This is a genomic window from Micromonospora sp. NPDC050695, from assembly GCF_040654415.1.
GTDB lineage: Bacteria > Actinomycetota > Actinomycetes > Mycobacteriales > Micromonosporaceae > Micromonospora.
This window is the reverse complement of record NZ_JBFAHZ010000003.1, coordinates 173,546-197,434: the sequence shown is the minus strand read 5'-3', so window position 1 is coordinate 197,434 and position 23,889 is coordinate 173,546. Positions and strand designations below refer to the sequence as shown.

The window sequence follows — 23,889 nt, the reverse complement described above, 5'->3', positions numbered from 1 at the left end:
GCTACAGGCGGTCGGTGGCGAGCAGCCGGTCGGCGGTGAAGGCGAGCAGCCAGCCGCCGCCCTTGGGCGTGGTGAAGTCCTCGTCGGCGCGACCGGACAACCGCTCCAACGCGCCCGGCAGCACCTTGCCCTGGCTGCACACCGCCGCCTGCCCCCCGGCGCGGGCCAACTCCAGCACCCGGGCGGCGGTGGCGAGCACCTGTTCGTCGGCCTGCTGGCCCGGCTGGGGCTCGTCCAGGTCGCCGCAGATCTCGATGGGCAGGTCGAGCAGCGCGGCGGCCGGATCGAGGGTCTGCACGCAGCGCCGCGGTGACGCGGACACGAGTCGGTCCGGCCGGACCAGGGCGATCAGGCCGGCCAGGGCGGACGCCTGGGCCCAGCCCTCGGCGTCCAGGGGGCGCGCCGTGTCGGGGCCGGACCAGGTGGCGCGCTTGCCGGCATGGGCGTGCCGGACCAGCGCGACCGTCGCGGTCACCGGTGGCAGCGCCGCGAACGCGGCCAACACCTCGGCGTCGTGCGGGTAGCTGACCAGCCGGATCGCGTCGTCCACGGCGAGCCACCGCATGTCGTCCACCTCGGTGCCCGGCTGGAAGCCCCCGGTGGCCACGGCGAGCATCGACCAGTAGTCGACAAGCTTGGCCTGGCCCTCACTGCGGTAGCGCACCGAGGGCAGCCGTACCTGCGGCACGCCCCGTACGTCGGCCTCCTCGGCCACCTCGCGGACCGCCGCGGCCAGGGGGTGCTCGCCGGGCTCCAGCTTGCCCTTCGGCAGCGTCCAGTCGCCGTAGCGGGGGCGGTGCACGACGCAGACCCGTACGCCGTCGTCGGACGGCCGCCAGGCCACCCCGCCGGCCGCCCGGATGCCGGTCACGGCAGCCAACGGGTCCGCCGCCGTCGGGTCGCCCGGTGCCACGCGGCCGGGAAGCGGGCCCGCATCCGGCGCACCGACTCCCGTTCCCGTTCGGCCAGCCGCCCGGCGGTGACCGCCAGCTCGTGGTCGTCCGGCCGCTCGGCGGCGAGCTCCAACCAGGTCTCCGCCGCCACGGCGGCGTCCTGGTGTTCGCCGAGCACGTCCTGCACGCCGGCCAGCGCGCGGGACAGCTTCCGTGCGGCCGTGTCGACCGCCGGGGACACCGCGTTGACCGCGTACCGGGCCTGCTTGCCCTGCTTACGGACGGCGTGCCAGCGCTCGTCGGGCGAGGACGGGCCGAGCCCGTCGACGCCCCCCGGCCCGCTCAGCCGCCGCCAGGGGCGGGCCACCAGCTTGGGCAGCGCCCGCGCGGCCGGTTTCGCCGCCCGGCCGGTGAGCCGGGGCGCGCGTGCCGCCAGCACCAGCGCGTCGACCAGGGCCAGGTAACGCGGGGAGCGCAACGCCTCGTCGATCGCGGTGTGCGCCACCCGTTGTCGCGCGGCGAGCGCCTCGTCCAGCCGGTCCACGGCGGCCGGGTCGAGCGGGTCGGCGCCAGCGGTACGCCGTAACCGCGCCCGCAGGACCTCGGCGTCGCGGGCCGCGCCGAGCACCCCGGCGATCCAACGCAGCTCGTCGCGCAGCGGCCGGGCCCAGCTCCTGCGCACCAGCGGCTTGAAGGTGCGCAGGTCGCTGCGCAACCGCCGACAGGCCACCCGCATCTGGTGCACGGCGGTGTCGCCGCCGGCGGCGGGAGCGCGCAGCCGCACCAGCGGATCGTGCGCCAGCAGCCGGCGTACCTCCTTGCGAACCGCCTCGGTCACCACGTCGCCGGCGCTCGGGTCGGACGGCAGCCCGGCCGGCCCGACCAGGTCCGGTTCGGCCTGTGCCGCCGCGCCCAGTGCGCGGACGTGCTTCGGGACGAACGAACCGCCCCGGGCGCCGGCCTCCCGCAGCACCGCGCCGGCCCGGTCCAGCAGTTCCCGGTCACCGGCCTTGAGTTCCACCTCCAGCTCGCGGAAGCCGCCGGTGGTGGTGCCGGCGTCGTCGAGCACGGTCACCCGGTCGTCCACCACCTCGGCGAGCACCGTGCCGGCCCGGTCGCACACCTCGTGAGCGTGCCGCACGGTGCGGACGACCGTCACCGGTGCCAGCGGCGCGCCCCGGTGCAGGGCGGTGACCAGCTCCACCAGTTCCGGCGGCGGTTGCCCTTTCGGCCCGGGGCGGGACACCTCGTGCCGGACGCCGGGCGTGCCGGTGGGCAGCTTCACCGTCCAGGGCAGCTCGTCGCCCCTGCGGTGCCGCAACGACGCGCCCGCCCGGGCCAGCCGCAGGTCGACCGTGTCGAGTAAGCGGGCGACCAGCGTCACCGAGGGCAGCGACCGGACCCGACCGCTGGCGGGGGCCACTGCGGACAGGTCCGGCAGTACGAAGGTGTCGTCCACCTCGTACTTCTGCTCCTTCTCCACCATCAGCTCACCCTATGCCGCGATCGGTCAGCCGGCCGTGCCACCGACGCGGCGCAGCAGCAGTTCCTGCAGGTGCGCCCGGGCCGCCTCGTCGCCGCTGGTACGCCGGGTCCAGGTGCCGTCGCCGGCCAGCTCGAACGCGTCCACGTCGGGGCTCATCGCGGCGGTCAGCACGTGATCCAACTCGGCTCGGGCGATCGGGTCGCTCACCTGCACCAGCGCCTCCACCCGGCGGTCCAGGTTGCGGTGCATGAGATCCGCCGAGCCCATCCAGAACTCGGCCTCGCCGTTGTTGCCGAACCGGAAGATCCGGGAGTGCTCCAGGAACCGGCCCAGGATCGAGCGGACCCGGATGTTCTCCGACAGCCCCGGCACCCCCGGGCGCAGCGTGCACATGCCCCGGATGAGCAGGTCGACGTGCACACCGGCCTGGGACGCCCGGTACAGCGCGTCGGTCACGCCCTCGTCGACCAGCGAGTTGACCTTGAACTGGACCAGGCCGGGCATGCCGAGGCGGACGTGTGAGATCTCCCGCTCGATGCGCTCGATGAGGCCGCTGCGGATGCCCTGCGGCGCGACCAGCAGCCGACGGTACGCGGTCTGCCGGCTGTAGCCGGTGAGGACGTTGAACAGGTCGGTGAGGTCGGCGCCGATCTCCGGGTCGGCGGTGAGCATGCCGAAGTCCTCGTACAACCGGGCGGTCTTGGGGTGGTAGTTGCCGGTGCCGATGTGGCAGTACCGGCGGATCTGGTTGCCCTCCTGCCGCACCACCAGCGCGGTCTTGCAGTGCGTCTTGAGCCCCACCAGGCCGTACACCACGTGGCAGCCGGCGCGTTCCAACGTACGGGCCCAGCCGATGTTGGCCACCTCGTCGAAGCGGGCCTTCACCTCCACCAGCACCACCACCTGCTTGCCGGCGGCGGCCGCGTCGACGAGCGCGTCCACGATCGGCGAGTCACCGCTGGTCCGGTACAGGGTCTGCTTGATGGCCAGCACGTTCGGGTCGGCGGCGGCCTGCTCGATGAAGCGCTGCACGCTCGTCGCGAACGAGTGGTACGGGTGGTGCACCAGGATGTCCCCGTCGCGCAGCGTGGAGAAGACGCTGCGCGGCACCTCGCCCTCGGCGAGACGGGGATGGGTGGCCGGTACGAAGGGCGGGTCCTTGAGATCCGGCCGGTCGGCCTCGCCGTACACCTGCCACAGCGCGGAGAGGTCCAGCAGCCCGGGCACCCGCAGCACGTCCTGGTCGTCCATGTCCAACTCGCGGACGAGCAGCTCCAGCACGTGGTCGGAGATCGACGCGGCGACCTCGAGGCGGACCGGCGGGCCGAACCGGCGCCGGGCCAGCTCCCGCTCCAGGGCCTGGAGCAGGTCCTCGTCGCGGTCCTCGTCGACCTCCACCTCGGCGTTGCGGGTGACCCGGAACAGGTGGCACTCGACCACCTGCATGCCGCTGAACAGCTGCCCCAGGTGCACCGAGATCAGGTCCTCCACCGGCAGCATCCGGACGCCCGGCTGGTCCCGGTCCACCCGGACGAAGCGGGGGACGTTGTTCGGCACCTTCACCCGGGCGAACAGTTCGGAGCCGCCGTCCGGGTCACGGACCGCCACCGCCAGGTTCAGCGACCGCCCGGAGATGTACGGGAACGGGTGCGCCGGGTCGACCGCGAGGGGCGTCAGCACCGGGAAGATGTGCTCCCGGAAGTAGGTGCGCAGCCGCTCCCGCTCGGGATCGCCCAGCTCGGCCCAGCGCAGAATGCGGATGCTCTCGTCGGCCAGCTTGGGCAGCACGTCGTCGCCGAAGCAGGCGGCGTGCCGGGCGCCCAGTTCGGCGGTCTTCTCGGCGATCAGCTCCAGCTGGGTACGCAGGGGCAGCCGGTCCCCGCCGCGTACCGGCAGGCCGGCGGAGAGCCGCCGCTTCAGCCCGGCGATGCGCACCATGTAGAACTCGTCGAGGTTGCTGGCGAAGATGGCGAGGAACTTGGCCCGTTCCAGCAGCGGCGTGCGCGGGTCCTCGGCGAGCGCGAGCACCCGCGCGTTGAAGTCGAGCCAGGAGAGCTCCCGGTTGAGGAACCGGTCCTCCGGCAGCGGCGGGGGCGCCGACGCCTCGTCGTTCTCCTCGACGCCACCGGTCGGGGTGGCCTGGACTCCACCGGCGGCCGGACCGTCCGTCTCGGTCGGCGTGCCGGCGGAGTCGAGGACCTCGTCCAGCCCGGAGGAGGCCGCGCCCGGGTCGTCGCCGAGCGTGTCGGCGCGGGCGGCGCCGGCGCGTTCAGCTCGGGACGGGCGGAAGCGGCCGTCGGCACCGCGGATGCGGGTGCCGTTCAGGGGGTCGGTGGCGGGAGGGGTGGCCGGGTGCTCGCGAGGGGTGCTCACCCGCTCATAATCACCCGATTCGGGTTAACGCAAAATGAACTTGGCCCCGCCAGCTCAGATCATCGTCGGCAATGTCACCCGGACGACCTCGCCGTCGGGGTCGGTGTCGATGTGCAGCCGCTGGCCGAGCCGCAGTAGCCGCAGCCCGGACGCATCGAACGCCCGCGCGGGGAAACGCAGCTCGGTGCCGTCGTCGAGCAGCAGGACACCGCTGCGCGTCGCCGCGTCGTAGCTGGCCACCGTGCCTTGCATGCTGGCACCGTACACCGGTGGGTCAGCTCGCGGAGGCGGCCGGGCAGCCGGCGTCGAGTAGCGCCGCCGTGCGCGGCCCGAGCCCGAGCCGGGCGGCGGCGCTCAGGTCCGCCGCCGTGTCCACGTCGCGGCGCAGGCTGGGCCAGTCGCCGGTCAGCGGCAGCGCCCCGCTCGCCGCGTGCGCCGCCGCCGAGCCCACCCCGAAGCGCGGATCCAGCGCGACGCCGGGCGCCGCGGTGAGCAGCACGGTCCCGCCGCCGGGCGCGTCCGGCACGAACCGGCGTACCCCGTCCCAACCGGTCTGCGCCGCGAGCCGCGGCCCGGGCGATTCCGCCGCGAGCAGCGGCCCGGGCGATTCCGCCGCGAGCAGCGGCCCGGGCGATTCCGCCGCGAGCAGCCGCCCGGGCGATTCCGCCGCGGGCTTTTCCGCCGCGAGCAGCGCCGCGGCCAGTTCGGCCGGGCGCAGCGCCGGCAGGTCGGCGGTGAGCCCCGCCACCCAGCCGGCGGGCCCGGCCGCCGCGCCGTGCCGGAACGCGGCGTTCAGGCCGGAGTCCGGCTCGTCGGCCAGCACCCGAGCACCGGTGGCCCGGGCCACCGCGGCCACCCGGGCGTCGTCGGTGACCACCCGGACCTCGGCGACCGCCGGGCAGGCCAGCACCGCGCGTAGCGTGTCGGCCGCCAGCGCCAGTGCCAGCTCCTCGTGCGGTACGCCCGGCAGCGCGCCCCGCAGCCGGCTCTTCGCGGCGGCGAGACGCTTCACCGGCACCACCACGGCCCACCTCGGCTGACTCACGTCCGCAATCCTGCCAGCTGGACGGTGGGACCCTCGCTGGCCGTACCGGGGGCGAGCAGGCATGATTTCCGCTGCGGGTGTCGCGGGCGGTGCTCGCGGCGGGTCGGGGCGCGATGAGGAGGCACAGTGGCACGCCGGAGGCTGGGGTTCTGGCAACGGTTCGCCGTGGGGCTGGTGAAGCCGGTGATGACCGTGTGGACCCGGCGTACCTGGCGCGGCCAGGAGCACCTCGCCACCGACCGGGGCGTGATCGTCGTCGCGAACCACATCTCGCACGCCGACCCGCTGGTCTCCGCGCACTTCGTCTACGACTCCGGGCGCTGGCCGCAGTACCTGGGCAAGGCCAGCGTGTTCCGGGTGCCGGTGGTCGGCTGGATCCTGCACCGCTGCCTGCAGATCCCGGTCGAGCGCGGCAGCGTGGACGCGGTCCGCTCGCTGGGCAGGTCGGTCGCCGCGCTCAACGAGGGCGGCGCCGTGGTGATCTACCCGGAGGGCACCACCACCCGGCAGCCGGAGCTGTGGCCGATGAAGGCCAAGACCGGCGCGGCCCGGCTGGCGCTGGCCACCGGCGCGCCGGTGGTGCCGTTGGTGATGTGGGGGCCGGAGCGGATCTTCGACCCGCGGACCAGCCGGTTGAACCTGCGCCCCCGGATCCCGGTGACGGTGGTCGCCGGGGAACCCGTCGACCTGAGCCGGTGGGCGGACGCCCCGCCGACCCGGGCGACCCTTGAGGAGATGACGGACGCCATCATGCTGCGTTTGCGGGACATGCTCGCCGAGATCCGTGGCGGCACCCCGCCGCCGCTGTGGGAACGACCGGCCCGACCGTCCGCCCAGCCCCAGCAGGGCGAAGCCGCATGAGCGGCCACGTCGCGGTGCTCGGTGCCGGCTCCTGGGGCACCGCGTTCGCCAAGATCCTCGCCGATGCCGGGCGGGACGTGACCGTGTGGGCCCGCCGCGCGCCGGTGGCCGAGAGCATCCGCGCCGAGCGCCGCAACCCGGAGTACCTGCCGGACCTGCTGCTGCCGGCCCGGGTCACCGCCACCGCCGACGCCGTCGAGGCGATCACCGGCGCCGAGCTGGTGGTGCTGGCCGTGCCGTCGCAGACCCTGCGGGGCAACCTCGCCGAGTGGGCCGGGCACCTGCACCCCGAGGCGACCCTGGTGTCGCTGATGAAGGGCATCGAGCTCGGCACCACCAAGCGGATGAGCGAGGTCATCGTCGAGACCGCCGGCGTGGCCGCCGATCGGGTGGTGGTCGTCTCCGGTCCGAACCTGGCCCCGGAGATCGCCGCCGAGCAGCCGGCCGCCACCGTGGTCGCCGGAACGAACAGCGACCGCACCGTGCTCGTGCAGTCCTCGATCCGGACGCCCTACCTGCGCCCCTACACCAACGACGACGTGATCGGCTGCGAGCTGGGCGGCGCGGTCAAGAACGTGATCGCCCTGTCGTACGGCATCGCCACCGCGATGGGTTTCGGCGACAACACCCGGGCCATGCTGATGACCCGGGGCCTGGCCGAGACGGCCCGCCTCGGTGTGGCGCTCGGTGCCGACCCGATCACCTTCGCCGGCCTGGCCGGCATGGGTGATTTGGTCGCCTCCTGCTCGTCCCCGCTGGCCCGCAACCGCACCTTCGGTGAGCACCTGGGTCGGGGCGAGACGTTGGGGCAGGCCCAGGCCGCCACCCGGCAGACCGCCGAGGGCGTGAAGAGCTGCCTGGCGATCCGCGACCTGGCCCGCGCGCACGGCGTGGAGATGCCGATCACCGAGCACGTCGAGCGGATCTGCCACGAGGGGATGGACCCTCGCCTGGCCGTGGAGACCCTGATGAGCCGGACCGCCAAACCCGAGTCGTACGAATGAGGACCCGATGACCGAGCTGGGCGACGGCACCCGCTGCGTACGCGCCGGACTGCCCGAACCGGCGCCGGGGGATCCGTTCCTGCCGGGGCCGGTCTTCGCCGCGCCGTACCACCTCGACCCGTGGCAGGGCCCCGCCGGCTCGCCGAACGGCTACGGCCGACCCGACAACCCGACCCGACGTCTCCTGGAGGCGGCCGTGGGCGAGCTGGAGGGCGGTGACTGCCGGGTCTTCGCCACCGGCCAGGCGGCCATCACCGGCATGCTGTTCACCCTGCTCCGCCCGGGGGACACCGTGCTGCTGCCCAGCGACGGCTACTTCCCGGTCCGGGCGTTCGCCACCGCGGTGCTGGAGACGATCGGCGTCCGGGTGGTCTTCGTGCCGACCGTCGGGCCGTACCCGTCTCTGGAGGGCGTCCGGCTGGTGCTGGTGGAGACGCCGGCCAACCCGGGCCTGGACGTGGTCGACGTGGCGGCCCTGGCGGAGCGGGCGCACGCCGCCGGCGCGCTGCTCGCGGTGGACAACACCACCGCCACCCCGCTCGGGCAGCGACCACTGGACCTCGGCGCCGACCTGGTGGTCGCCTCCGGCACCAAGGCGCTCACCGGCCACTCCGATGTGCTGCTGGGTTACCTGGCCAGCCGGTCCGCCGATCTGATCGAGGCGGTGACGCTCTGGCGTACCACCACCGGGGCCGTGCCCGGCGCGTTCGACGCCTGGCTGGCACACCGGTCGCTGGCGACCCTCGACCTGCGGCTGGCCCGGCAGAGCGCGAACGCCGCCGCCGTCGCCGACCTGCTCGCCGGCCGGCCGGACGTGACCGGCGTGCGCTGGCCGGGGCGGCCGGACGACCCCGCGTACGCGGTGGCGTCGGCGCAGATGCGCCGGATGCCCGGGGTGCTGTCGTTCGACCTGGGTGACGCCGACCGGGTGAGCCGTTTCGTGGAGGCCGCCCGGTTGGTGGCGGCGGCCACCTCGTTCGGTGGCCTGCACACCACCGCCGACCGGCGGGCCCAGTGGGGCGACGACACGGCCCCCGGCTTCGTGCGGCTCTCCTGCGGCGTGGAGGACACCGCCGACCTGGTGGCCGACATCGCGGCCGCGCTGGACACCGCCGGGCCGGTCTCCGGGGTCTGATGACAATCACCGATCGACCCGCCCTCGTGGGCCGGCTGCGCGCCGCCGGCTGCGTCTACGCCGAGGACGAGGCGGACCTGCTGCTGGCGGCCACCGATGATCCGGCGACGCTGGCCGACCTGACCGATCGTCGGGTGGCCGGCGAACCGCTGGAGTACCTGCTCGGCTGGGCGGAGTTCTGCGGGCTGCGGATCGCCGTCGACGCGGGCGTGTTCGTGCCGCGCGGTCGGACGGCCCTGCTGGTCGACGCGGCGGCCGCGCTGACCGGTCCAGCCCCGGCCGTGGTCGACCTCTGCTGCGGCTCCGGGGCCACCACGGTCGCGCTGGCGCACCGGCTCGCTCCGCGCTGGCTGGCCGCCGCCGACATCGACCCGGCGGCGGTGGCGTGCGCCCGCCGCAACCTCGCCGGGCTGGCCGCCGAGGTGTTCGAGGGGGACCTGTTCGCCCCGTTGCCGCCGCGCTGGCGCGGTCAGTTGGACCTGGTGGTTGCCAACGCCCCGTACGTGCCGACCGACGCGGTGGCCCTGATGCCGCCGGAGGCACGGCTGCACGAGGCCCCCGTGGCGCTCGACGGCGGCCCGGACGGGCTCACCGTGCTGCGCCGGGTGGGCGTCGACGCGGCCGTCTGGCTGGCCCCCGGTGGACACCTGGCGGTCGAGGCCGGCGAATCGCAGGTGGACGCGCTCTGCGCCGTGTTCAGCGCCGCCGGGCTGGTGCCGAACGTGCGGCACGACGAAGACCTGGACGCCACCGTGGTGACCGCCCGCCGCCCCGGCTGAACCGGTCCACCAGCGCTCTGGGGCTCTGGGGCTCTGGGGACAGCACTTCAGGGGTGTCACCGCCGCAGGGCCGGTACCCCCGGCCGGGCTGCGGTGGGCGGCGTGGCGGGGGAGAGGGCGTGGCACTAGCCTCGGCTCACACTCATGAGGGCGGGAGGCGGTTTCGGTGGGCAGCGCAGGGGTGCCGGTGGTCGTCGGGCTGGACAACGGCGGCACCAGCAACAACGCCACCGTGCTGACGGTGGACGGCCGGTTCCTGGTGGACGGGCTGTTGGAGATCCCCAGCGAGGTGCGCGAGGGGCCGGAGGCGGCGATCGAGGCGCTCGCCCGGGCACTGGACGGCGCCCTGGCGCACACCGGGGTGCCGCGGGAGCTGGTCCAGGCGGTGGGGCTGGACACGCCCGGCCCGGCCAGCGCCGCCGGCGTCATCTCGTCGCGTGGCTCCACCAACTTTTCCCAGCCGGCCTGGCGCGGTTTCGACGTGCGGGGCGCGCTGGAGCGGCGTCTCGGCCTACCGGTGATCTACCACAACGACGGCAACGCGGCGGCGCTCTACGCCCACCACGTGTTCTTCGGCGCCGACGCGATGAACCGGTCGTCGGTCGCCGCGATCGTCGGCACCGGGCTGGGCGGCGGGGTGGTCGAGAGCGGCCGGGTGATCGCCGGCGCCGCCGGGATGGCCGGGGAACTCGGCCACGTGCACATCCCTCTGAACGGACTGCTCGGCCCGGGGCAGCCGGAGCCCGACTGTGCCTGCGGCTTCACCGGCGACGTGGAGAGCGTCGCCTCGCTGACCGGTATCGAGCACAACCTGCTGCCGTACTGGCTGACCCGCTACCCCGACCATCCGCTGGCCGCCGAGCCGGTGGCCCGGGCGGCGAAGCTGGTCCGGGGGTACGGCGAGCGCGGGGACGCGCTGGCCCGGGACCTCTTCACCCAGCAGGCCATGGCGTTGGGCCGGCTGTTCACCGTGGCGGCCAACTTCACCGATCCGCACGCGTACTTCGTCGGGGGCGGGGTGGTGGAGGCGGCACCGGAGTTCCGCGACTGGTTCCTGGCGACGGTCCGCGAGCACACCGTGCTCCGGGAGGAGCAGGCGGCGGTGGCCACCTTCGCCCTGGTGCCGGAGCGGGACATGGCCGGCGCCCGGGGCGTGGCGATCGCCGCCCTGGAGGCGCTGCGCACCGTGCCGGAGTCCCGTCCGCTGGTCGCCTGAGCCGGCGGCCGTCGAGCGCCCGCGGTGCGCCGGTCGACGGCCCGTGCGGTGGCCCGGACGGCCAGCGCGGCGTCGACCGGCGCGCGCCGGGGGACCGGTCAGCCGAGGGGCGGCGCCTGGGCGAAGGCCGCCCAGGCGGCCGGGGCGAACAGCAGGGCCGGGCCGGCGGGGTCCTTGGAGTCGCGGACGGCCACCAGCCGCGGGATCGCGGCCACCTCCACGCAGGCACCCTCGTCGCCGCTGCGGCTGCTCTTGCGCCACGCCGCCGCGGCCAAGGCCGCTGTGATCGTCGGTGTCATCGGTCCTACCGTCCCTTCAGGACTGACAGGAGCATCGCCCGGCTGTCCGCCGGGCTGAGCGCCACGCTGCGCAGGTGCTCCATGATCTTGGTGCAGGTACGCGTCTCGCCGGCCCGGTCGAGGATCATCTGGCCGGCGACGGTCTCCACCGAGGCGATGATCGGGTCCTCCGGGTCGGCGAACTCCAGGATGTGCAGTGAACCCCGGGTGCCCCGGTGGTAGCCGGCGGAGAGCGGGATCACCTGGACGGTGATGTTCGGCAGCTCGGCCATCTTGACGAGGTGGCGTAGCTGCCCGTCCATCACCGACTGGTCGCCGACCGGGCGCAGCAGTGCGCCCTCGTCGATGATCGCGTCGAGGATCGGCGGATCGTCACCGGTGAGCCGCTGCTGGCGGTCGAGCCGGACCTTGACCCGTTGCTCCACGAGGTCGTCGCCGAGGGTGTGTGGGCCGCCGCGCATGACCCCGCGGATGTAGTCGGCGGTCTGCAACAGGCCGGGCACCACCGAGGGCTCGAAGTTGGCGATGGCGGTCGCCTCCGCCTCCAGGGCGATGAAGTCGATGGTGCGGGGGTCCAGCAGGTACGAGTACGACACCCACCAGCCCGGTTTGCGGGCGTCCTTGGCGAGCTGCACCGCCGATGCCACCTCCTCGGCGGCCACCCCGTACGAGGTCAGCAGGGCGCGGACGGTGGCCGGGGTGATCAGCGTCTGGGCGTTCTCGTACCGGGAGAGGGTGCTGCGGGTGCTGTTGATCTCATCCGCGGCGGTCTCCAACGTCAGCCCGGCGGCTTCCCGGTGGTGGCGCAGGGCGATACCGAGCCGGCGGGCACGGGCGGTCTTCGGGGCCATGCATCGATGGTCGCACACATTTGTGGGAACGTCTGCATGAGAGAACGTCGATGAGAGTTGCATTCACGGCTGTACACGTGTCAATCTGTTATGGCGTCCTCACCGCCGGTTGTCGTGGCGACGGTGGTGGTGAGCGACCGGAGGGGATGGGGCGCGCGGTGATCGGGTTTCTCCCCCGTGCCCGATCGCCGCGTGCCGCAGCCATCCCCGCCCACCGGAAGGAGACGACGTGCGTGACGGTCCGCAGCCCCCCGCCGTGCGGCCGGGCGGCCGGGGATGACCCGCTTCCTGGTGGTGCTCACCGACGTCCGTGCCGTCGACGGCATCGAGCGCAACGAGCGGACCGCCCCCGAGCGGCGTCGGCAGGTCGTGGGCGCCAGCAGTCGGGAGGCCGCCGACCGGATCGCCGGAGCCTTCATGGCGCTGGGCATGGTCCGCGCCGGCCGACAGCGGGTCAAGGTGATAGCGGTCGGCCGCCGGCACTCCCGGGACTGAGCAGACCCGCGCGGAGGATCTACCGTCACGCACCGTATATGCTCTGTTGACCGATTGCCGTGTCTTGCCGTGGCTCGCCGGGTATCGCCTCGGCCTATCGCCACGCACAGTAAGGTCAACCGGGTGAGCGCCACCGGCGAGCACGACCAGCCGCAGTCGCGTACGAAGAGGTGACCGGAGTGACCACCCCAGGCAAGACCCGTGTGGCGATCGTCTTCGGCGGCCGCAGCCCGGAGCACGGCATCTCCTGCGTCAGCGCCGGCAGCGTGTTCGGCGCACTCGACCCGGACGAGTACGAGGTGGTGCCGGTGGGCATCACCCGGGCCGGCCAGTGGGTGCTGACCAGCGGCGATCCCGCCCAGCTCGCGATCAACGCCCGCCAGTTGCCGGAGATCACCTCCGACTCCGGCGACGACGTCGTGCTGCGCGCCGACCCCACCGGCAACGGGCTGATGGTGCTCGACCCGACCGAGGGCCCCCGGGTGCTCGCCGACGTGGACGTGGTCTTCCCGGTGCTGCACGGCACGTACGGCGAGGACGGCACCATCCAGGGAATGCTGGAGATGGCCGGCATCCCCTACGTGGGCGCGAACGTGTTCGCCTCCGCCGCCGCCATGGACAAGGAGTTCACCAAGAAGCTCTGCGCGGTGGAGGGCATCCCGGTCGGCCCGTACGCGGTGCTGCGCAACGGGATGACGCTCAGCGAGCAGGACAAGGACCGGCTCGGCCTGCCGGTCTTCGTGAAGCCGTCCCGGGCCGGTTCGTCGTTCGGCATCACCCGGGTCACCGACTGGGCGCAGCTCGACGCGGCGGTCGCCACCGCGCGACAGTTCGACCCCAAGGTCATCATCGAGGCGGCCATCGTCGGCCGCGAGGTCGAGTGCGGTGTGCTGGAGGGCGAGGCCGGCGGCGCGCCCGAGGCGTCCGTCCTGGCCGAGGTGCGCGTCGTCGCCGACCACGACTTCTACGACTTCGAGGCGAAGTACCTCGACGACTCGTGCGAGTACGACATCCCGGCCGGGCTGCCGGACAAGGTGACCCGCCAGGTGCAGGAGTACGCCGTCCGCGCGTTCACCGCCCTGGACTGCGCCGGTCTGGCGCGGGCCGACTTCTTCGTCACCCCCGAGCTGGACGTCTACCTCAACGAGATCAACACGATGCCCGGGTTCACCCCGACGTCGATGTTCCCGCGGATGTGGGCGGCCTCCGGCCTGGAGTATCCGAAGCTGGTCAACCGCCTGATCCGTACCGCCCAGCGGCGCGGCGTCGGCCTGCACTGAGGCCGCCAGGCCCCCGCCCGCGCCGAGCCGGCGCGGGCCGGGTCAGGTCAGCCCTGGCAGCCGGCGGGGATGGTGCCGCCGGAGGGCACCGAGGCCACGATCGTGCTGGAGATCGGCGCCACCCACTGCAACGGCTGTTCGTAGGAGCGCGGGATGCGGACCGTGACCGGCGTCTCCCGGTCGACCGTGGTGAGCACCGTCGCGTCGCCCTGTTCGACCGGGTGCCAGCAGACCGAGTTCACCCGCCAGACCTCGTCGGTGGCCGGCACGGTCGGTTCGGTGCCGCCGCAGGCCAGCGTGAGGGCCGGGTCGCCGTACGCCGCGTTCTGCTCCGGGCCGGCGGTGACCGGGCGTTGGGCCAGGTCGCGGATGGTCTGCGGCAGCTGGGAGACCAACGCGCGGCAGACCGTGGCCGGGCGGGCGGCCAGCGCCGGGGCGGCCATCTCCACCGGGGCGGAGGACTGCGCCCGGGACGCGCTCGCGGACGGGCTCGGCGCGGCGGCCGGCGTGTCCGGAGAGAGCTTCGCGAAGGCCAGCACCGCGATCAGCAGGGTGACCGGCAGGGCGATCAACGTGGCCAGCAGCGCGGCACCGCGAATCGTCCGGTCCCGGCCGCCCGGCGCGTCGACGTCCGGGTCGCCCGGCTCGCGGATACCGTCAGCCGGCTCGGCCGCGCCGCCGGCCGCGCCGCGCGTCTCGTCGTCGTCCAGAGCAGCGGAGGAGGTCGTCATCTCGTCCACTTACAACCGCACCACCGAACACGTGAGGGTGCGGGTGATGCCGGGCACCATCTGCACGTTGCTGACGATGAGTTTGCCGAGCTCGTCGACGGTGTTCGCCTCGGTGAGCACGACCACGTCGTACGGCCCGGTGACGGCGTCGACGCGTACCACGCCGGCAAGGTCCGCGATGAGACCGGCCACGTCACGTGCCCGGCCGACCTCGGTCTGGATGAGGATGTACGCCTGTACCACGACTCGACCTCCGTCCGTCGCCGCCGCGGGGCGGCCCGAAGGGTGAAACTACCTTACGGAGCAGGTCTGATCCCTATCGGTGGTCAAGGAGCAGCGGTGAGCGAGCGCGGCGGTGCCGGGCGGAACGGACGGGACGCCGGCGGTGCCGCCAGCGTGGCCGGGATCGGCGAGTTCGGGCTGATCGGGCGGATCACCGCCCGGCTCCCGGTCGGGCCGACGACCCTGCTCGGCCCGGGTGACGACGGGGCGGTGGTGGCCGCGCCGGACGGTCGGGTGGTGGCCTCCACCGATGTGCTGGTCGACGGGCGGCACTTCCGGCGCGACTGGTCGTCGGGGCGTGACGTGGGCCACCGCGCGGCGGCCGCCAACCTGGCCGACATCGCGGCGATGGGCGCCACCCCGACCGCCCTGCTGGTCGCTCTCTGTATGCCGGCGGATCTGCCCACCGGCTGGGCGGAGGAGTTGGCGGACGGGCTGGCCGCGGAGGCGGGCACGGTCGGTGCGAGCGTCGTCGGCGGGGACATGTCGGCCAGCCCCACCCTGACCGTGGCGGTCACCGCGCTCGGTGACCTGGACGGCCGGCCGCCGGTGGTGCGCTCGGGAGCCCGTCCGGGGGACGTGCTCGCCCTGGCCGGGCGCACCGGGTACGCGGCGGCCGGGTTGACCGTGCTCACCCGCGGCTTCCGTACGCCCCGGCTGCTGGTCGAGGCGTACCGGCGGCCGGTCGTGCCGTACCGAGCCGGGCCGCAGGCCGCCGGGCTGGGCGCCACGTCGATGATCGACGTGTCGGACGGTCTGCTCGCGGACCTGGGGCACGTGTCGGCGGCCAGTCGGGTGGCGATCGACGTACGGCGCGACGCGTTCGAGGTCCCCCGGCAGATGGCCGACGCGGCGCAGGCGCTCGGCGTCGACCCGTACACCTGGATCCTGGCCGGTGGCGACGACCACGCGCTGGCCGCGACCTTCCCCCCGGCGGTGGCGTTGCCGCCGGAGTGGCGGCCGATCGGTCTGGTGACGGACGGTGCCGGGGTGACGGTCGACGGCGCGCCCTACGACGGCCCGACCGGCTGGGACCACTTTCGGTGAGGCCCGGCACCCGCCGTACCCTGGACACCGTGAGTGATATCGAGATCCGGCTGGTGCGGTTCGACGCACCGGTGGCGCAGCAGTTGATCCGTGACGCGCTGGCCGACCTCGGTGCCCGCTACGGCGGCACCGGCGACGACACCCCGTTGGCCGCCGCCGAGTTCCAACCGCCGCACGGCGCGTTCCTCGTCGCCTACCTGGCCGGCGAGCCGGTCGGCTGTGGGGGCTGGCGCAGCCACGGCGCGGACAGCGCGGAGCTGAAGCGGGTGTACACCGCTCCGGCGGCCCGTGGGCGGGGTGTGGCCCGCCGCGTCCTCGCGGCGGTCGAGCGTTCGGCCCGTGAGCAGGGCCGCAAGCGGATCGTCCTGGAGTGCGGCGACAAGCAGCCCGAGGCGATCGCCATGTACACGGCCGCCGGCTACGAGCGGATCCCGAACTTCGGCTTCTACAAGGACGCGGAGGGCTGCGTCTCCTTCGGCCGCACGCTCTGACCGGCCGGGCTCAGCCGGTCGTGATCCGGATCTGCGCGACGGCCCGGGTCGCCGCTTCGGTCGCCTCCGCCGGATCGGCACCCCAGGCGAGCACCTGGCCGCTGCGCCGGGCCGACGAGGTGACCTCCGCCACCTCATCACCCACCGTCACGGCCACCCCGACGTCCAGCACGCCGGGCACCCGACGGGCCGCGCGCACCCCGTCGACCGCGGTCACCGTGCCGGGAGCGGCGAGCAGAAACTCGATGGCCGCCGCGCCACTGGGCCGCGCCGGCAGCGCGGGGCGCTCACCCCGCAGCGTCCGCAGGTACGCGAGGACGAACCCGCACTCGTAGGCCAACGAGATCAACCCGGCGATCAGGTCACCGGGCAGCCGCGCGGCGCACTCCACCAGGGCCGGGCCATCGGCGGTACGGATCCACTCGCTGTGCAGCACACCGGTGCGGAGGCCGGCCGCCGCGGCCAGCCGGCAGGCCACCTCGATCAGGTCCCGGCGGGCGTCGTCGGGCAGCACGGACGGGACCGTGTGCCCGGTCTCCACCGGCCACCGGCCGGCCAGCACCCGCTTGTCGGTGACGTTGGCGAAGCGCACCTCGCCGTCGGCCAGCAGCAGTTCCACGCTGTGCTCGGTGCCGATCAGCACCTGCTCGGCGAGGACGGCGGTGGGCAGGCCACGGGCGGTGGCGTCGGTGGGCGTCTCCGGGTCGGCGGTGGCGGCCCAGGCGGCGGCGATCAGCGTCGCGTCGGGGACGATCTGCACGCCGAGGCTGCCGGCGCGGCGGGTCGGCTTCAGCACGCACGGCCCACTCTGCCGCTCGGCGAAGGCGACCGCCTCGGCGGCGGTGCCGACCAGCGCGTACGCCGGGTTGAGCAGGCCCGCCGTCGCGGCGAGCAGCCGCATCCGGTGCTTGTCGGTGAAGGTCTCGGCGGCGTCGACGCCGGCACCGGGCAGGCCGAGCGCGTCGGCGAGCTGGGCGGCGGCGAGCACCCCGTACTCCTGGCCGGGCGCGACCAGGCGCGCGGCGGCCAGCGTCGGTTCGCGGGCGAGCAGGCACCGCGCGTCCAGGCCGGTCTGGTACTCCGCCGCCACCACCCGGGAGACGTACGGCAGTGCCGCGCAGTGTCGTTCGAGATCGCGGCTGCGGATCAGATCGGGCTCCTCGACCACGACCACGCTGCCGTCGGGCAGCACCTCGCCGAGCCCGCGCAGCAGGTCCAGCGCGGCGCCGATCATGACCAGCTCGTCCCGGCCCAGGTCCAGCCGCACCCGTCACCCCTCCACCGGCCCGGACCGGACGCCGGGCGCAGCGCGACACTAACCGGGCGGCGCCGTGCGGTGATCGCCTCGTCGTCTACTCGTCAGCGAGCCGTACGCACATACGACAGAGCCGGCGGACCGTAGAGGTCCGCCGGCTGAGCCGTATGTCAGAGGTTGGTGCCGCGCGTCAGGCGCGGGTGACCTTGCCGGCCTTGATGCACGAGGTGCAGACCTGCAACTTCTTGGTGTTGCCGCCACCGGCCGGGGTACGCACCGACTGGATGTTCGGGTTCCAGCGGCGGTTGGTCCGCCGGTGCGAGTGGGACACGTTGTGGCCGAAGCCCGGTCCCTTGCCACAGACGTCGCACACGCTAGCCACGGGATACTCCTGGGATTGATACGTTCATGAGGTCGCCGGCAGGTGCTGCCCGGGCAACCTGGTCAGGTTACCCGATGACCCACCGACCCGGCCAACCGGCCCGGTCCAGCGGACACGCCGGACGAGTCCGACGGGTGTCAGCCCGCGCCAGTAGGCTTCTGGCCGTGCTGGACACCCTCGACGCCACCGCGGTTCGCCGCTGGTGTGCGGGTGGCCTGGCCGCGCTGAAGCGCCACCAGGGCGAGATCGACCAGCTCAACGTCTATCCGGTGCCCGACGGCGACACCGGCACCAATCTGGTGCTCACTCTCACATCGGCGCAGCAGGCTCTCGCGATGGACCTGGACACTCTGCCCGACAGCGGGTCGACCGCGCACGGGCACGCGTCGCGGCTGATGGCCCAGGGCGCGCTGCTCGGGGCACGAGGCAACTCCGGGGTGATCCTGTCGCAGATCCTGCGCGGCTTCGCCGATGCCGTCGCCGCCGTGCCGGCGGTGCGCGGCCGGGAGTTGGCCGTCGCGCTGCGGGCCGCGACCACCGCCGCGTACACCGCGGTGAGCCGGCCGGTGGAGGGCACCCTGCTCACGGTGGTCGGCGCCGCGGCTGGCGCGGCCGAGCGGGCGGACACCGACGACCTGTGCGTGGTGGCCCGCGCCGCGGCGCGAGCGGCGGCCGAGGCGCTCGCCCGGACTCCGCAGCAACTGCCGGCCCTGGCCCGTGCCGGCGTCGTCGACGCGGGCGGCAAGGGTTTGTGCGTGTTGCTCGACGCCCTGGTCGAGGTGCTCACGGGCGAGAGCGCCGTGCGGGCCGCGCCGGCCCCGCGCGCCGCGCGACCGGCGGCCACCGCCGCCCGCGAGACCGGTTCCGAGGAGTACGCCTACGAGGTCCAGTTCCTGCTCGACGCCCCGGCCGAGGCGGTCGCCGCGATGCGACGGACGCTGGACGCGCTGGGCGACTCCCTGGTCGTCGTCGGCGACGGGCGTGAGCCGGACGGCACCTGGAACGTGCACGTGCACGTCAACGACGTGGGCGCGGCGGTCGAGGCGGGCGTCGCTGCGGGCCGCCCGTACCGGATCTCGGTGACCCGCTTCGCCGACCAGCCGGAGCCGTCGCCCGGCCCGGCGGCGGAGGGCCGGGCTGCCGTGGTGGTCGCCACCGGCGTCGGGATCGCCGAGCTGTTCGCCGCGGAGGGTGCCACGGTGGTGCCGGGCAACCCGTCCATCGGGGAACTGCTGGACGCGGTGCGCAGCGCCGACGCCGCCCGGGTGGTGGTGCTGCCCAACGACCCCGACACGGAGGCCGTGGCGAGTGCGGCGGCCCGCGAGGCACACCGGTACGGCATCAAGGTGAGCGTGGTGCCGACCCGTTCGCCGGTGCAGGCACTCGCCGCCCTCGCGGTGCGCGACGACACCCGCCGTTTCGAGGACGACGTGATCGCGATGGCCGAGGCGGCCGGCGCCTGCCGCTACGCCGAGGTCTGCCACGCCAGCCGGGAGGCGCTGACCGTCGCCGGTCCGTGCCAGCCCGGCGACGTGCTGGCGCTGGTCGAGGGCGAGGTGAACCTGATCGGCACCGACCTCACCGACATCTGCGCCGCCGTGGTCGACCGGATGCTCGGCGGCGGTGGGGAACTGGTCACCCTGCTGGCCGGGGTGGACGCCCCGGCCGGGCTCACCGACGCCGTCCGCGCGCACGTCGCGCGGCGCTGGCCGTTCGTCGAGGTGCACGCGTACCCGGGCGGTCAACCGTTCTATCCACTGCTGGTGGGGGTCGAATGAGCGAGCCGTCCACCGTGGACACACCGCTGAAGAAGCTCGTCGGGGACAAGACGGCCAAGGCGTTGGCCTCGTACCTCGACCTGCACACGGCGGGTGACCTGGTCTACCACTTCCCACGCCGCTACGACGAGCGCGGCGAACACACCGACATCCGCTCCCTGGACGTGGGCGAGCAGGTCACCGTGCTGGCCCAGGTGCAGCGCACGGCGGTTCGCCCGATGCGGCAACGCCGGGGCAACCTGCTGGAAGTGACCGTCGGCGACGGCTCCGGCGGCCTGCTCACGTTGACCTTCTTCGGCAACCAGGCATGGCGCGAACGGGAGCTGCGCCCCGGCCGGTGGGGGTTGTTCGCCGGCAAGGTCACCGAGTTCCGGGGCAAACGTCAGCTCAACGGCCCGGAGTACGTCCTGCTCGGCGAGGGCGGCGACGGTGAGGCAGCGGTCAGCGACGAGATCGAGGAGTTCGCCGGCGCCTTGATCCCCGTGTATCCGGCCGCCGCGGCCGTGCCGACCTGGGTGATCGCCCGTTGCGTCCGGGTCGTCCTGGACACGTTCACCCCGCCGGAGGACCCGCTGCCGGCCACCGTGCGGGCCAGCCGCAACCTGGTCGACCTGGGTGCCGCACTGCGGGAGATCCATCGGCCGTCCGCCAAGGAGGCGCTCTACCGGGCGCGGCGGCGGCTCAAGTGGGACGAGGCGTTCGCCGTGCAGCTGACCCTGGTGCAGCGCAAGCACCGGGCCGCCGACTGGCCGGCCCGGCCCCGCCCGGCGCGCCCCGGCGGGCTGCTGGACGCCTTCGATGCCCGGCTGCCGTACGAGCTGACCTCCGGTCAACGCGAGGTGGGCGAGGAGATCGCCGCTGATCTGGCCACCCCGCACCCCATGCACCGTCTGCTGCAGGGCGAGGTGGGCTCCGGCAAGACGGTGGTGGCGCTGCGGGCGATGCTCCAGGTGGTCGACGCGGGCGGGCAGGCGGCGCTGCTGGCACCCACCGAGGTGCTGGCCGCACAGCACTACCGGGGCATGCTCGACCTGCTCGGGCCACTCGGGCGCGCCGGTGAACTGGATTCCGCCGAGCACGCGACCCGGGTGGAGCTGGTCACCGGCTCGCTGGGCGCGGCCGCCCGCCGGCGGGCGCTCGGCGAGGTGGCCAGCGGCGCCGCCGGCATCGTGCTCGGCACCCACGCCCTGCTCTACGAGGGCGTCGACTTCGCCGACCTCGGCCTCGTGGTCGTCGACGAGCAGCACCGCTTCGGGGTGGAGCAACGCGACGCGCTGCGCGCCAAGGCCGACCAGCCGCCGCACACGCTGGTGATGACGGCCACCCCGATCCCGCGCACGGTGGCGATGACCGTTTACGGCGACCTGGAGGTGTCCACCCTCTCCCAGCTGCCTCGGGGCCGTTCACCGATCGCCTCGCACGTGGTGCCGGCCGCCGAGAAGCCGGCCTTCCTCGACCGGGCCTGGCGCCGGCTGCGCGAGGAGGTGGCCGCCGGGCATCAGGCGTACGTCGTCTGTCCGCGAATCGGTGACGGGCCGGTGTCCGACGAGGAGCCGCCACCCGAGGACGACAACGGTCGCCGCCCGCCGGTGGCGGTGACCGAGGTGGCCCCGTTGCTGGCCGAGGGGCCGTTGCACGGGCTGCGGATCGGGGTGCTGCACGGCCGCCTGCCGGCCGACGAGAAGGACGCGGTGATGCGGTCCTTCGCCGCCGGTGACCTGGACGTGCTGGTGGCGACCACCGTCATCGAGGTCGGCGTGGACGTACCCAACGCGACCGTGATGATCGTGCTGGACGCCGACCGGTTCGGTGTCTCCCAACTGCACCAGCTGCGGGGCCGGGTGGGCCGGGGTGCCGCCGCCGGGCTCTGCCTGCTGGTCAGCGAGGCGGCCGAGGGGTCGTCGGCGCGGGAACGGCTGGACGCCGTGGCGTCCACCAGCGACGGCTTCAAACTCGCCGAACTCGACCTGGAGCAGCGCCGCGAGGGCGACGTGCTGGGCGCCACCCAGTCCGGGCATCGCTCGCACCTGCGGCTGCTGTCCCTGAAACGCGACACCGAGCTGATCCGCGACGCCCGCGCCGAGGCGATCACCGTGATCGAGGAGGACCCGGAGCTGACCGCCAATCCGGCGCTGGCCGCGTCGGTCGCTGCCCTGGTCGACGAGGACCGCGCGGAGTACCTGGAGAAGGGCTGACGTCGGCCACCGTGCTGCGAATGATCGCGCACCCCGAGCCGGCCAAGCCGCAACCGCGGGTGGTCGGCTCGGGATGCGCTGTGGTCAACTGACGTCAGTTACTCCTAATCGTACACGCAGGCACTTGAAATTCCGTCGTCCCCATCCGGGATTTCGGCCAACTTGCTATGGGCCAGAACTTGCCTTTCCCCGCCCTTCTCCAATGCGTCGAGGTGAAGATGAGCGGTATGGTCGGTGTTGTTGATAACGGATGACGTTTGGTTGTCCAGGGTATGCCCATTGTCGAATTCATCCCTCTTGCCGAACCCATCGAATGCGGCAAGGTCCACGTCGCAAGGCAGTTTTACATTTTTGTTGGGATTAAGCGCGACAGGGTGGACGCCGCCGCGGAAGTTCGCCTCCTCGTACAAGCACAACTCGCCCTCGCCGCACGGACCTGCGTCGCCGGGGTTGGGGTCCGCGTCGCCGGGGTTGGGGTCTGCGTCGCCCGGGTTGGGGTCCGCGTCGCCGGGGTTGGGGTCTGGGTCGCCCGGGTTGGGGTCCGCGTCGCCCGGGTCGCTATTGTTCGATTTGAGCGAGAACGACTGGGCGTTGGTCTGCTTGCAGCTGAGCACGACCAGCCGGATCCCGTTGCCCAGTGCCGAATCGGGGACGCTCAGGCACTTGCGGCTGTTGCGGCTGATGAAGTGGTAATAGCCACCGCCCTCTTCAACGGGCCGCCATTCCTGGTTGGTCCCACCGACGTACGACCAGGTTTGGATCTTGGCATTGTCCTTGGTTGACCTGTCGGTAACGTCGAGCACCTGCTTCTTCGTGTCCCGCCGCAGGATTCTGACGTAACCGTCGTCGACTCCCAGGAACTTGAACTGCTGCGCCATCGAGTCGGTGCAGTCGCTCTGTTGAATGGCGGTGCCACTGCTGGTGCCGGCGCCGCGCGCTTCCACGCACTTGCCACTGTTCTTGTTGACCAACGAATACCAGGTCTCGGGGTCGATGCGATTCCCGGTGGGCGGGCTCTCGCTGCCGGGACGGCCGCCGAGCCAACGCAGGCCGTTGATCATCCACTGGTTCTGCTCATCGCTGTCGAACGTGGACGACTTCTGGATATTCTTGTTGTAGGGCCTCGCGTTGTGGCCGAAATTCGCGTACAGCATCTTGTAATTCTTGTTCGTCCACATCACCGGAATGGAGCCGGTCAACTTTTGTCTGGTGCCAACCGGAGGGCCGGATTCGTCGATCGACGCGATTACGTCAATGTCCGGATTTTGCCCCAGGTTGTTGCTCCATGTGTACCACTCGCTCACCGACGACTTGATGGTCGCCGGTAGTCCGGCGGTGGAGGGATGGTTCCGGTCGTTTATCCGCAAAACTGCCGTGGTCGGATCCCAGGAGTTGTTCCTGAAGTTCCCTGACCCCAGGAACGTGTTGTAGTACCAGTCCCAGGAATCCGCGTGCTGAGTAAACGCACTGACGTGGAAGCCCATCCAGGCTCCACCGTTGTCCATGTACCGCTTGAATCCGGCCTGCTGTCCGCGATCGTGCGGGGCGTCGTTGAGGAACATCACCACCTTGTAGTTCGACAGATCACCGGAGAGGCGGCCCCAGTCGGTGGTGCTTTCCCAGGTGAAACCATTCTCCTCGCCGAGTCGGGGGAACCCCGTCTTCGCATCCTTGACGAAGTCGTCGTGAGCGGCGTCGCCGCTCTGGGCGTTGTAGAACGCGAGAACCCTGAAGTTCGCCGGCGCCGCATCCGCGGTTGGATGCACCGCGATGCCGATCGCAACGGCGACGGCCAGGCCGAGGCCGGCGGCGATCCCGCGGTCGACGAGCCTTCCAGGTAGAGAAAACGCCAACGTGTTACCTCTCAATCGGGCGAGCGGTCCGAAATGGTGGGCGTCCATACAACGGAGGTTTCCGGATCCGGTTCAGAGGTAATTTCCATGATCGACCTGGCTGGCCCGTCGAGCGGGACGTCTCGCATGGCTCGCGCGGTGCGCTGGCTGTGGCTCAG

At 73.1% G+C, this 23,889-nt stretch carries 23 protein-coding genes; 11 read left to right on the top strand and 12 right to left on the bottom strand.

Annotated elements, in window-relative coordinates; translation table 11 throughout:
- Position 1 precedes the first annotated feature (1 nt).
- From AB0H52_RS03685 to AB0H52_RS03665, 5 genes are read right to left on the bottom strand one after another with little or no spacing between them, the layout of a single operon-like run.
- Positions 2–880, bottom strand: coding sequence for an NUDIX hydrolase (locus AB0H52_RS03685; protein ID WP_151489792.1), 879 nt, complete (start codon positions 878–880; stop codon positions 2–4).
- Positions 868–2,379, bottom strand: a complete 1,512-nt coding sequence (locus tag AB0H52_RS03680; protein WP_357945027.1) for a CYTH and CHAD domain-containing protein — start codon at positions 2,377–2,379, stop codon at positions 868–870. The genes AB0H52_RS03685 and AB0H52_RS03680 overlap by 13 nt, the downstream gene beginning before the upstream one ends.
- A 24-nt stretch (positions 2,380–2,403) precedes the next feature.
- Complete coding sequence (locus AB0H52_RS03675; protein ID WP_151489790.1) at positions 2,404–4,752, bottom strand: RNA degradosome polyphosphate kinase; 2,349 nt, start codon at positions 4,750–4,752, stop codon at positions 2,404–2,406.
- Positions 4,753–4,806: 54 nt separating this feature from the next.
- Complete coding sequence (locus AB0H52_RS03670; protein ID WP_151489789.1) at positions 4,807–5,004, bottom strand: cold-shock protein; 198 nt, start codon at positions 5,002–5,004, stop codon at positions 4,807–4,809.
- Positions 5,005–5,026: 22 nt separating this feature from the next.
- Positions 5,027–5,797 (bottom strand): NTP transferase domain-containing protein, encoded by a 771-nt coding sequence (locus AB0H52_RS03665; RefSeq protein WP_357945023.1) that lies wholly within the window; start codon positions 5,795–5,797, stop codon positions 5,027–5,029.
- A 126-nt stretch (positions 5,798–5,923) separates the two neighbouring features.
- Here AB0H52_RS03665 and AB0H52_RS03660 point away from each other — a divergent pair, with 126 nt between their 5' ends.
- The 5 genes from AB0H52_RS03660 (at position 5,924) to AB0H52_RS03640 (ending at position 10,792) form a co-directional block, all read left to right on the top strand.
- Positions 5,924–6,658: a lysophospholipid acyltransferase family protein gene (locus tag AB0H52_RS03660; RefSeq protein WP_151489787.1), complete on the top strand. Its 735-nt coding sequence runs from the start codon at positions 5,924–5,926 to the stop codon at positions 6,656–6,658.
- Positions 6,655–7,662: an NAD(P)H-dependent glycerol-3-phosphate dehydrogenase gene (locus AB0H52_RS03655; RefSeq protein ID WP_151489786.1), complete on the top strand. Its 1,008-nt coding sequence runs from the start codon at positions 6,655–6,657 to the stop codon at positions 7,660–7,662. Before AB0H52_RS03660 ends, AB0H52_RS03655 begins: the two co-directional genes overlap by 4 nt.
- A 7-nt stretch (positions 7,663–7,669) precedes the next feature.
- Positions 7,670–8,797, top strand: a complete 1,128-nt coding sequence (locus AB0H52_RS03650) for a cystathionine gamma-lyase (RefSeq protein ID WP_151489785.1) — start codon at positions 7,670–7,672, stop codon at positions 8,795–8,797.
- Complete coding sequence (locus AB0H52_RS03645) at positions 8,797–9,576, top strand: putative protein N(5)-glutamine methyltransferase (protein ID WP_151489784.1); 780 nt, start codon at positions 8,797–8,799, stop codon at positions 9,574–9,576. Before AB0H52_RS03650 ends, AB0H52_RS03645 begins: the two co-directional genes overlap by 1 nt.
- 166 nt (positions 9,577–9,742) lie before the next feature.
- Positions 9,743–10,792, top strand: a complete 1,050-nt coding sequence (locus tag AB0H52_RS03640; RefSeq protein ID WP_151489783.1) for an ROK family protein — start codon at positions 9,743–9,745, stop codon at positions 10,790–10,792.
- Between the two features lie 98 nt (positions 10,793–10,890).
- Here AB0H52_RS03640 and AB0H52_RS03635 read toward each other — a convergent pair whose 3' ends face one another.
- Together AB0H52_RS03635 and AB0H52_RS03630 are read right to left on the bottom strand one after the other, a co-directional pair.
- Complete coding sequence (locus AB0H52_RS03635; protein ID WP_151489782.1) at positions 10,891–11,091, bottom strand: DUF397 domain-containing protein; 201 nt, start codon at positions 11,089–11,091, stop codon at positions 10,891–10,893.
- A 5-nt stretch (positions 11,092–11,096) separates the two neighbouring features.
- The gene (locus tag AB0H52_RS03630; RefSeq protein WP_151489781.1) at positions 11,097–11,942 is read right to left on the bottom strand and encodes a helix-turn-helix transcriptional regulator; all 846 of its coding nucleotides are present in this window, start codon (positions 11,940–11,942) and stop codon (positions 11,097–11,099) included.
- 276 nt (positions 11,943–12,218) lie between these two features.
- On the opposite strand from AB0H52_RS03630, the gene AB0H52_RS03625 reads away from it, so the two are divergent.
- Complete coding sequence (locus AB0H52_RS03625; protein ID WP_151489780.1) at positions 12,219–12,437, top strand: hypothetical protein; 219 nt, start codon at positions 12,219–12,221, stop codon at positions 12,435–12,437.
- Positions 12,438–12,616: 179 nt separating this feature from the next.
- A complete protein-coding gene (locus tag AB0H52_RS03620) occupies positions 12,617–13,717 on the top strand; it encodes a D-alanine--D-alanine ligase family protein (protein ID WP_151489779.1) in 1,101 nt (366 codons plus the stop codon).
- 47 nt (positions 13,718–13,764) lie between these two features.
- On the opposite strand, the gene AB0H52_RS03615 is transcribed toward AB0H52_RS03620, so the two are convergent.
- Together AB0H52_RS03615 and AB0H52_RS03610 are read right to left on the bottom strand one after the other, a co-directional pair.
- Positions 13,765–14,457, bottom strand: coding sequence for a DUF3515 family protein (locus AB0H52_RS03615; protein ID WP_357945014.1), 693 nt, complete (start codon positions 14,455–14,457; stop codon positions 13,765–13,767).
- The gene (locus AB0H52_RS03610; RefSeq protein WP_088646044.1) at positions 14,458–14,691 is read right to left on the bottom strand and encodes an Lrp/AsnC ligand binding domain-containing protein; all 234 of its coding nucleotides are present in this window, start codon (positions 14,689–14,691) and stop codon (positions 14,458–14,460) included.
- Between the two features lie 96 nt (positions 14,692–14,787).
- Here AB0H52_RS03610 and AB0H52_RS03605 point away from each other — a divergent pair, with 96 nt between their 5' ends.
- The gene (locus AB0H52_RS03605; protein ID WP_151489777.1) at positions 14,788–15,777 is read left to right on the top strand and encodes a thiamine-phosphate kinase; all 990 of its coding nucleotides are present in this window, start codon (positions 14,788–14,790) and stop codon (positions 15,775–15,777) included.
- Between the two features lie 29 nt (positions 15,778–15,806).
- Positions 15,807–16,268: a GNAT family N-acetyltransferase gene (locus tag AB0H52_RS03600; RefSeq protein ID WP_151489776.1), complete on the top strand. Its 462-nt coding sequence runs from the start codon at positions 15,807–15,809 to the stop codon at positions 16,266–16,268.
- A 10-nt stretch (positions 16,269–16,278) separates the two neighbouring features.
- Here the strand turns inward: AB0H52_RS03600 and AB0H52_RS03595 are convergent, their stop codons facing one another.
- Positions 16,279–17,535, bottom strand: a complete 1,257-nt coding sequence (locus AB0H52_RS03595; protein ID WP_357945010.1) for an ATP-grasp domain-containing protein — start codon at positions 17,533–17,535, stop codon at positions 16,279–16,281.
- Positions 17,536–17,713: 178 nt separating this feature from the next.
- Positions 17,714–17,905, bottom strand: a complete 192-nt coding sequence (gene rpmB, locus AB0H52_RS03590) for a 50S ribosomal protein L28 (RefSeq protein WP_007456456.1) — start codon at positions 17,903–17,905, stop codon at positions 17,714–17,716.
- 164 nt (positions 17,906–18,069) lie between these two features.
- Here rpmB and AB0H52_RS03585 point away from each other — a divergent pair, with 164 nt between their 5' ends.
- Together AB0H52_RS03585 and recG are read left to right on the top strand one after the other, a co-directional pair.
- Positions 18,070–19,683 (top strand): DAK2 domain-containing protein, encoded by a 1,614-nt coding sequence (locus AB0H52_RS03585; protein WP_278123764.1) that lies wholly within the window; start codon positions 18,070–18,072, stop codon positions 19,681–19,683.
- A complete protein-coding gene (recG, locus tag AB0H52_RS03580; protein WP_151489773.1) occupies positions 19,680–21,878 on the top strand; it encodes an ATP-dependent DNA helicase RecG in 2,199 nt (732 codons plus the stop codon). The genes AB0H52_RS03585 and recG overlap by 4 nt, the downstream gene beginning before the upstream one ends.
- Positions 21,879–21,982: 104 nt before the next feature.
- Here the strand turns inward: recG and AB0H52_RS03575 are convergent, their stop codons facing one another.
- Positions 21,983–23,779: an RICIN domain-containing protein gene (locus tag AB0H52_RS03575; protein ID WP_357945006.1), complete on the bottom strand. Its 1,797-nt coding sequence runs from the start codon at positions 23,777–23,779 to the stop codon at positions 21,983–21,985.
- Positions 23,780–23,889: the final 110 nt, after the last annotated feature.

What these genes read in the sequence shown, in the direction of transcription:
- AB0H52_RS03625 (WP_151489780.1), top strand. Translation starts at nt 12,219, where the DNA reads ATGACCCGCTTCCTGGTGGTGCTCACCGACGTCCGTGCCGTCGACGGC.
- AB0H52_RS03670 (WP_151489789.1), bottom strand. Translation starts at nt 5,004, where the DNA reads ATGCAAGGCACGGTGGCCAGCTACGACGCGGCGACGCGCAGCGGTGTC.
- AB0H52_RS03645 (WP_151489784.1), top strand. Translation starts at nt 8,797, where the DNA reads ATGACAATCACCGATCGACCCGCCCTCGTGGGCCGGCTGCGCGCCGCC.
- AB0H52_RS03680 (WP_357945027.1), bottom strand. Translation starts at nt 2,379, where the DNA reads ATGGTGGAGAAGGAGCAGAAGTACGAGGTGGACGACACCTTCGTACTG.
- AB0H52_RS03650 (WP_151489785.1), top strand. Translation starts at nt 7,670, where the DNA reads ATGACCGAGCTGGGCGACGGCACCCGCTGCGTACGCGCCGGACTGCCC.
- AB0H52_RS03630 (WP_151489781.1), bottom strand. Translation starts at nt 11,942, where the DNA reads ATGGCCCCGAAGACCGCCCGTGCCCGCCGGCTCGGTATCGCCCTGCGC.
- AB0H52_RS03655 (WP_151489786.1), top strand. Translation starts at nt 6,655, where the DNA reads ATGAGCGGCCACGTCGCGGTGCTCGGTGCCGGCTCCTGGGGCACCGCG.
- AB0H52_RS03635 (WP_151489782.1), bottom strand. Translation starts at nt 11,091, where the DNA reads ATGACACCGACGATCACAGCGGCCTTGGCCGCGGCGGCGTGGCGCAAG.
- AB0H52_RS03575 (WP_357945006.1), bottom strand. Translation starts at nt 23,779, where the DNA reads ATGGACGCCCACCATTTCGGACCGCTCGCCCGATTGAGAGGTAACACG.
- recG (WP_151489773.1), top strand. Translation starts at nt 19,680, where the DNA reads ATGAGCGAGCCGTCCACCGTGGACACACCGCTGAAGAAGCTCGTCGGG.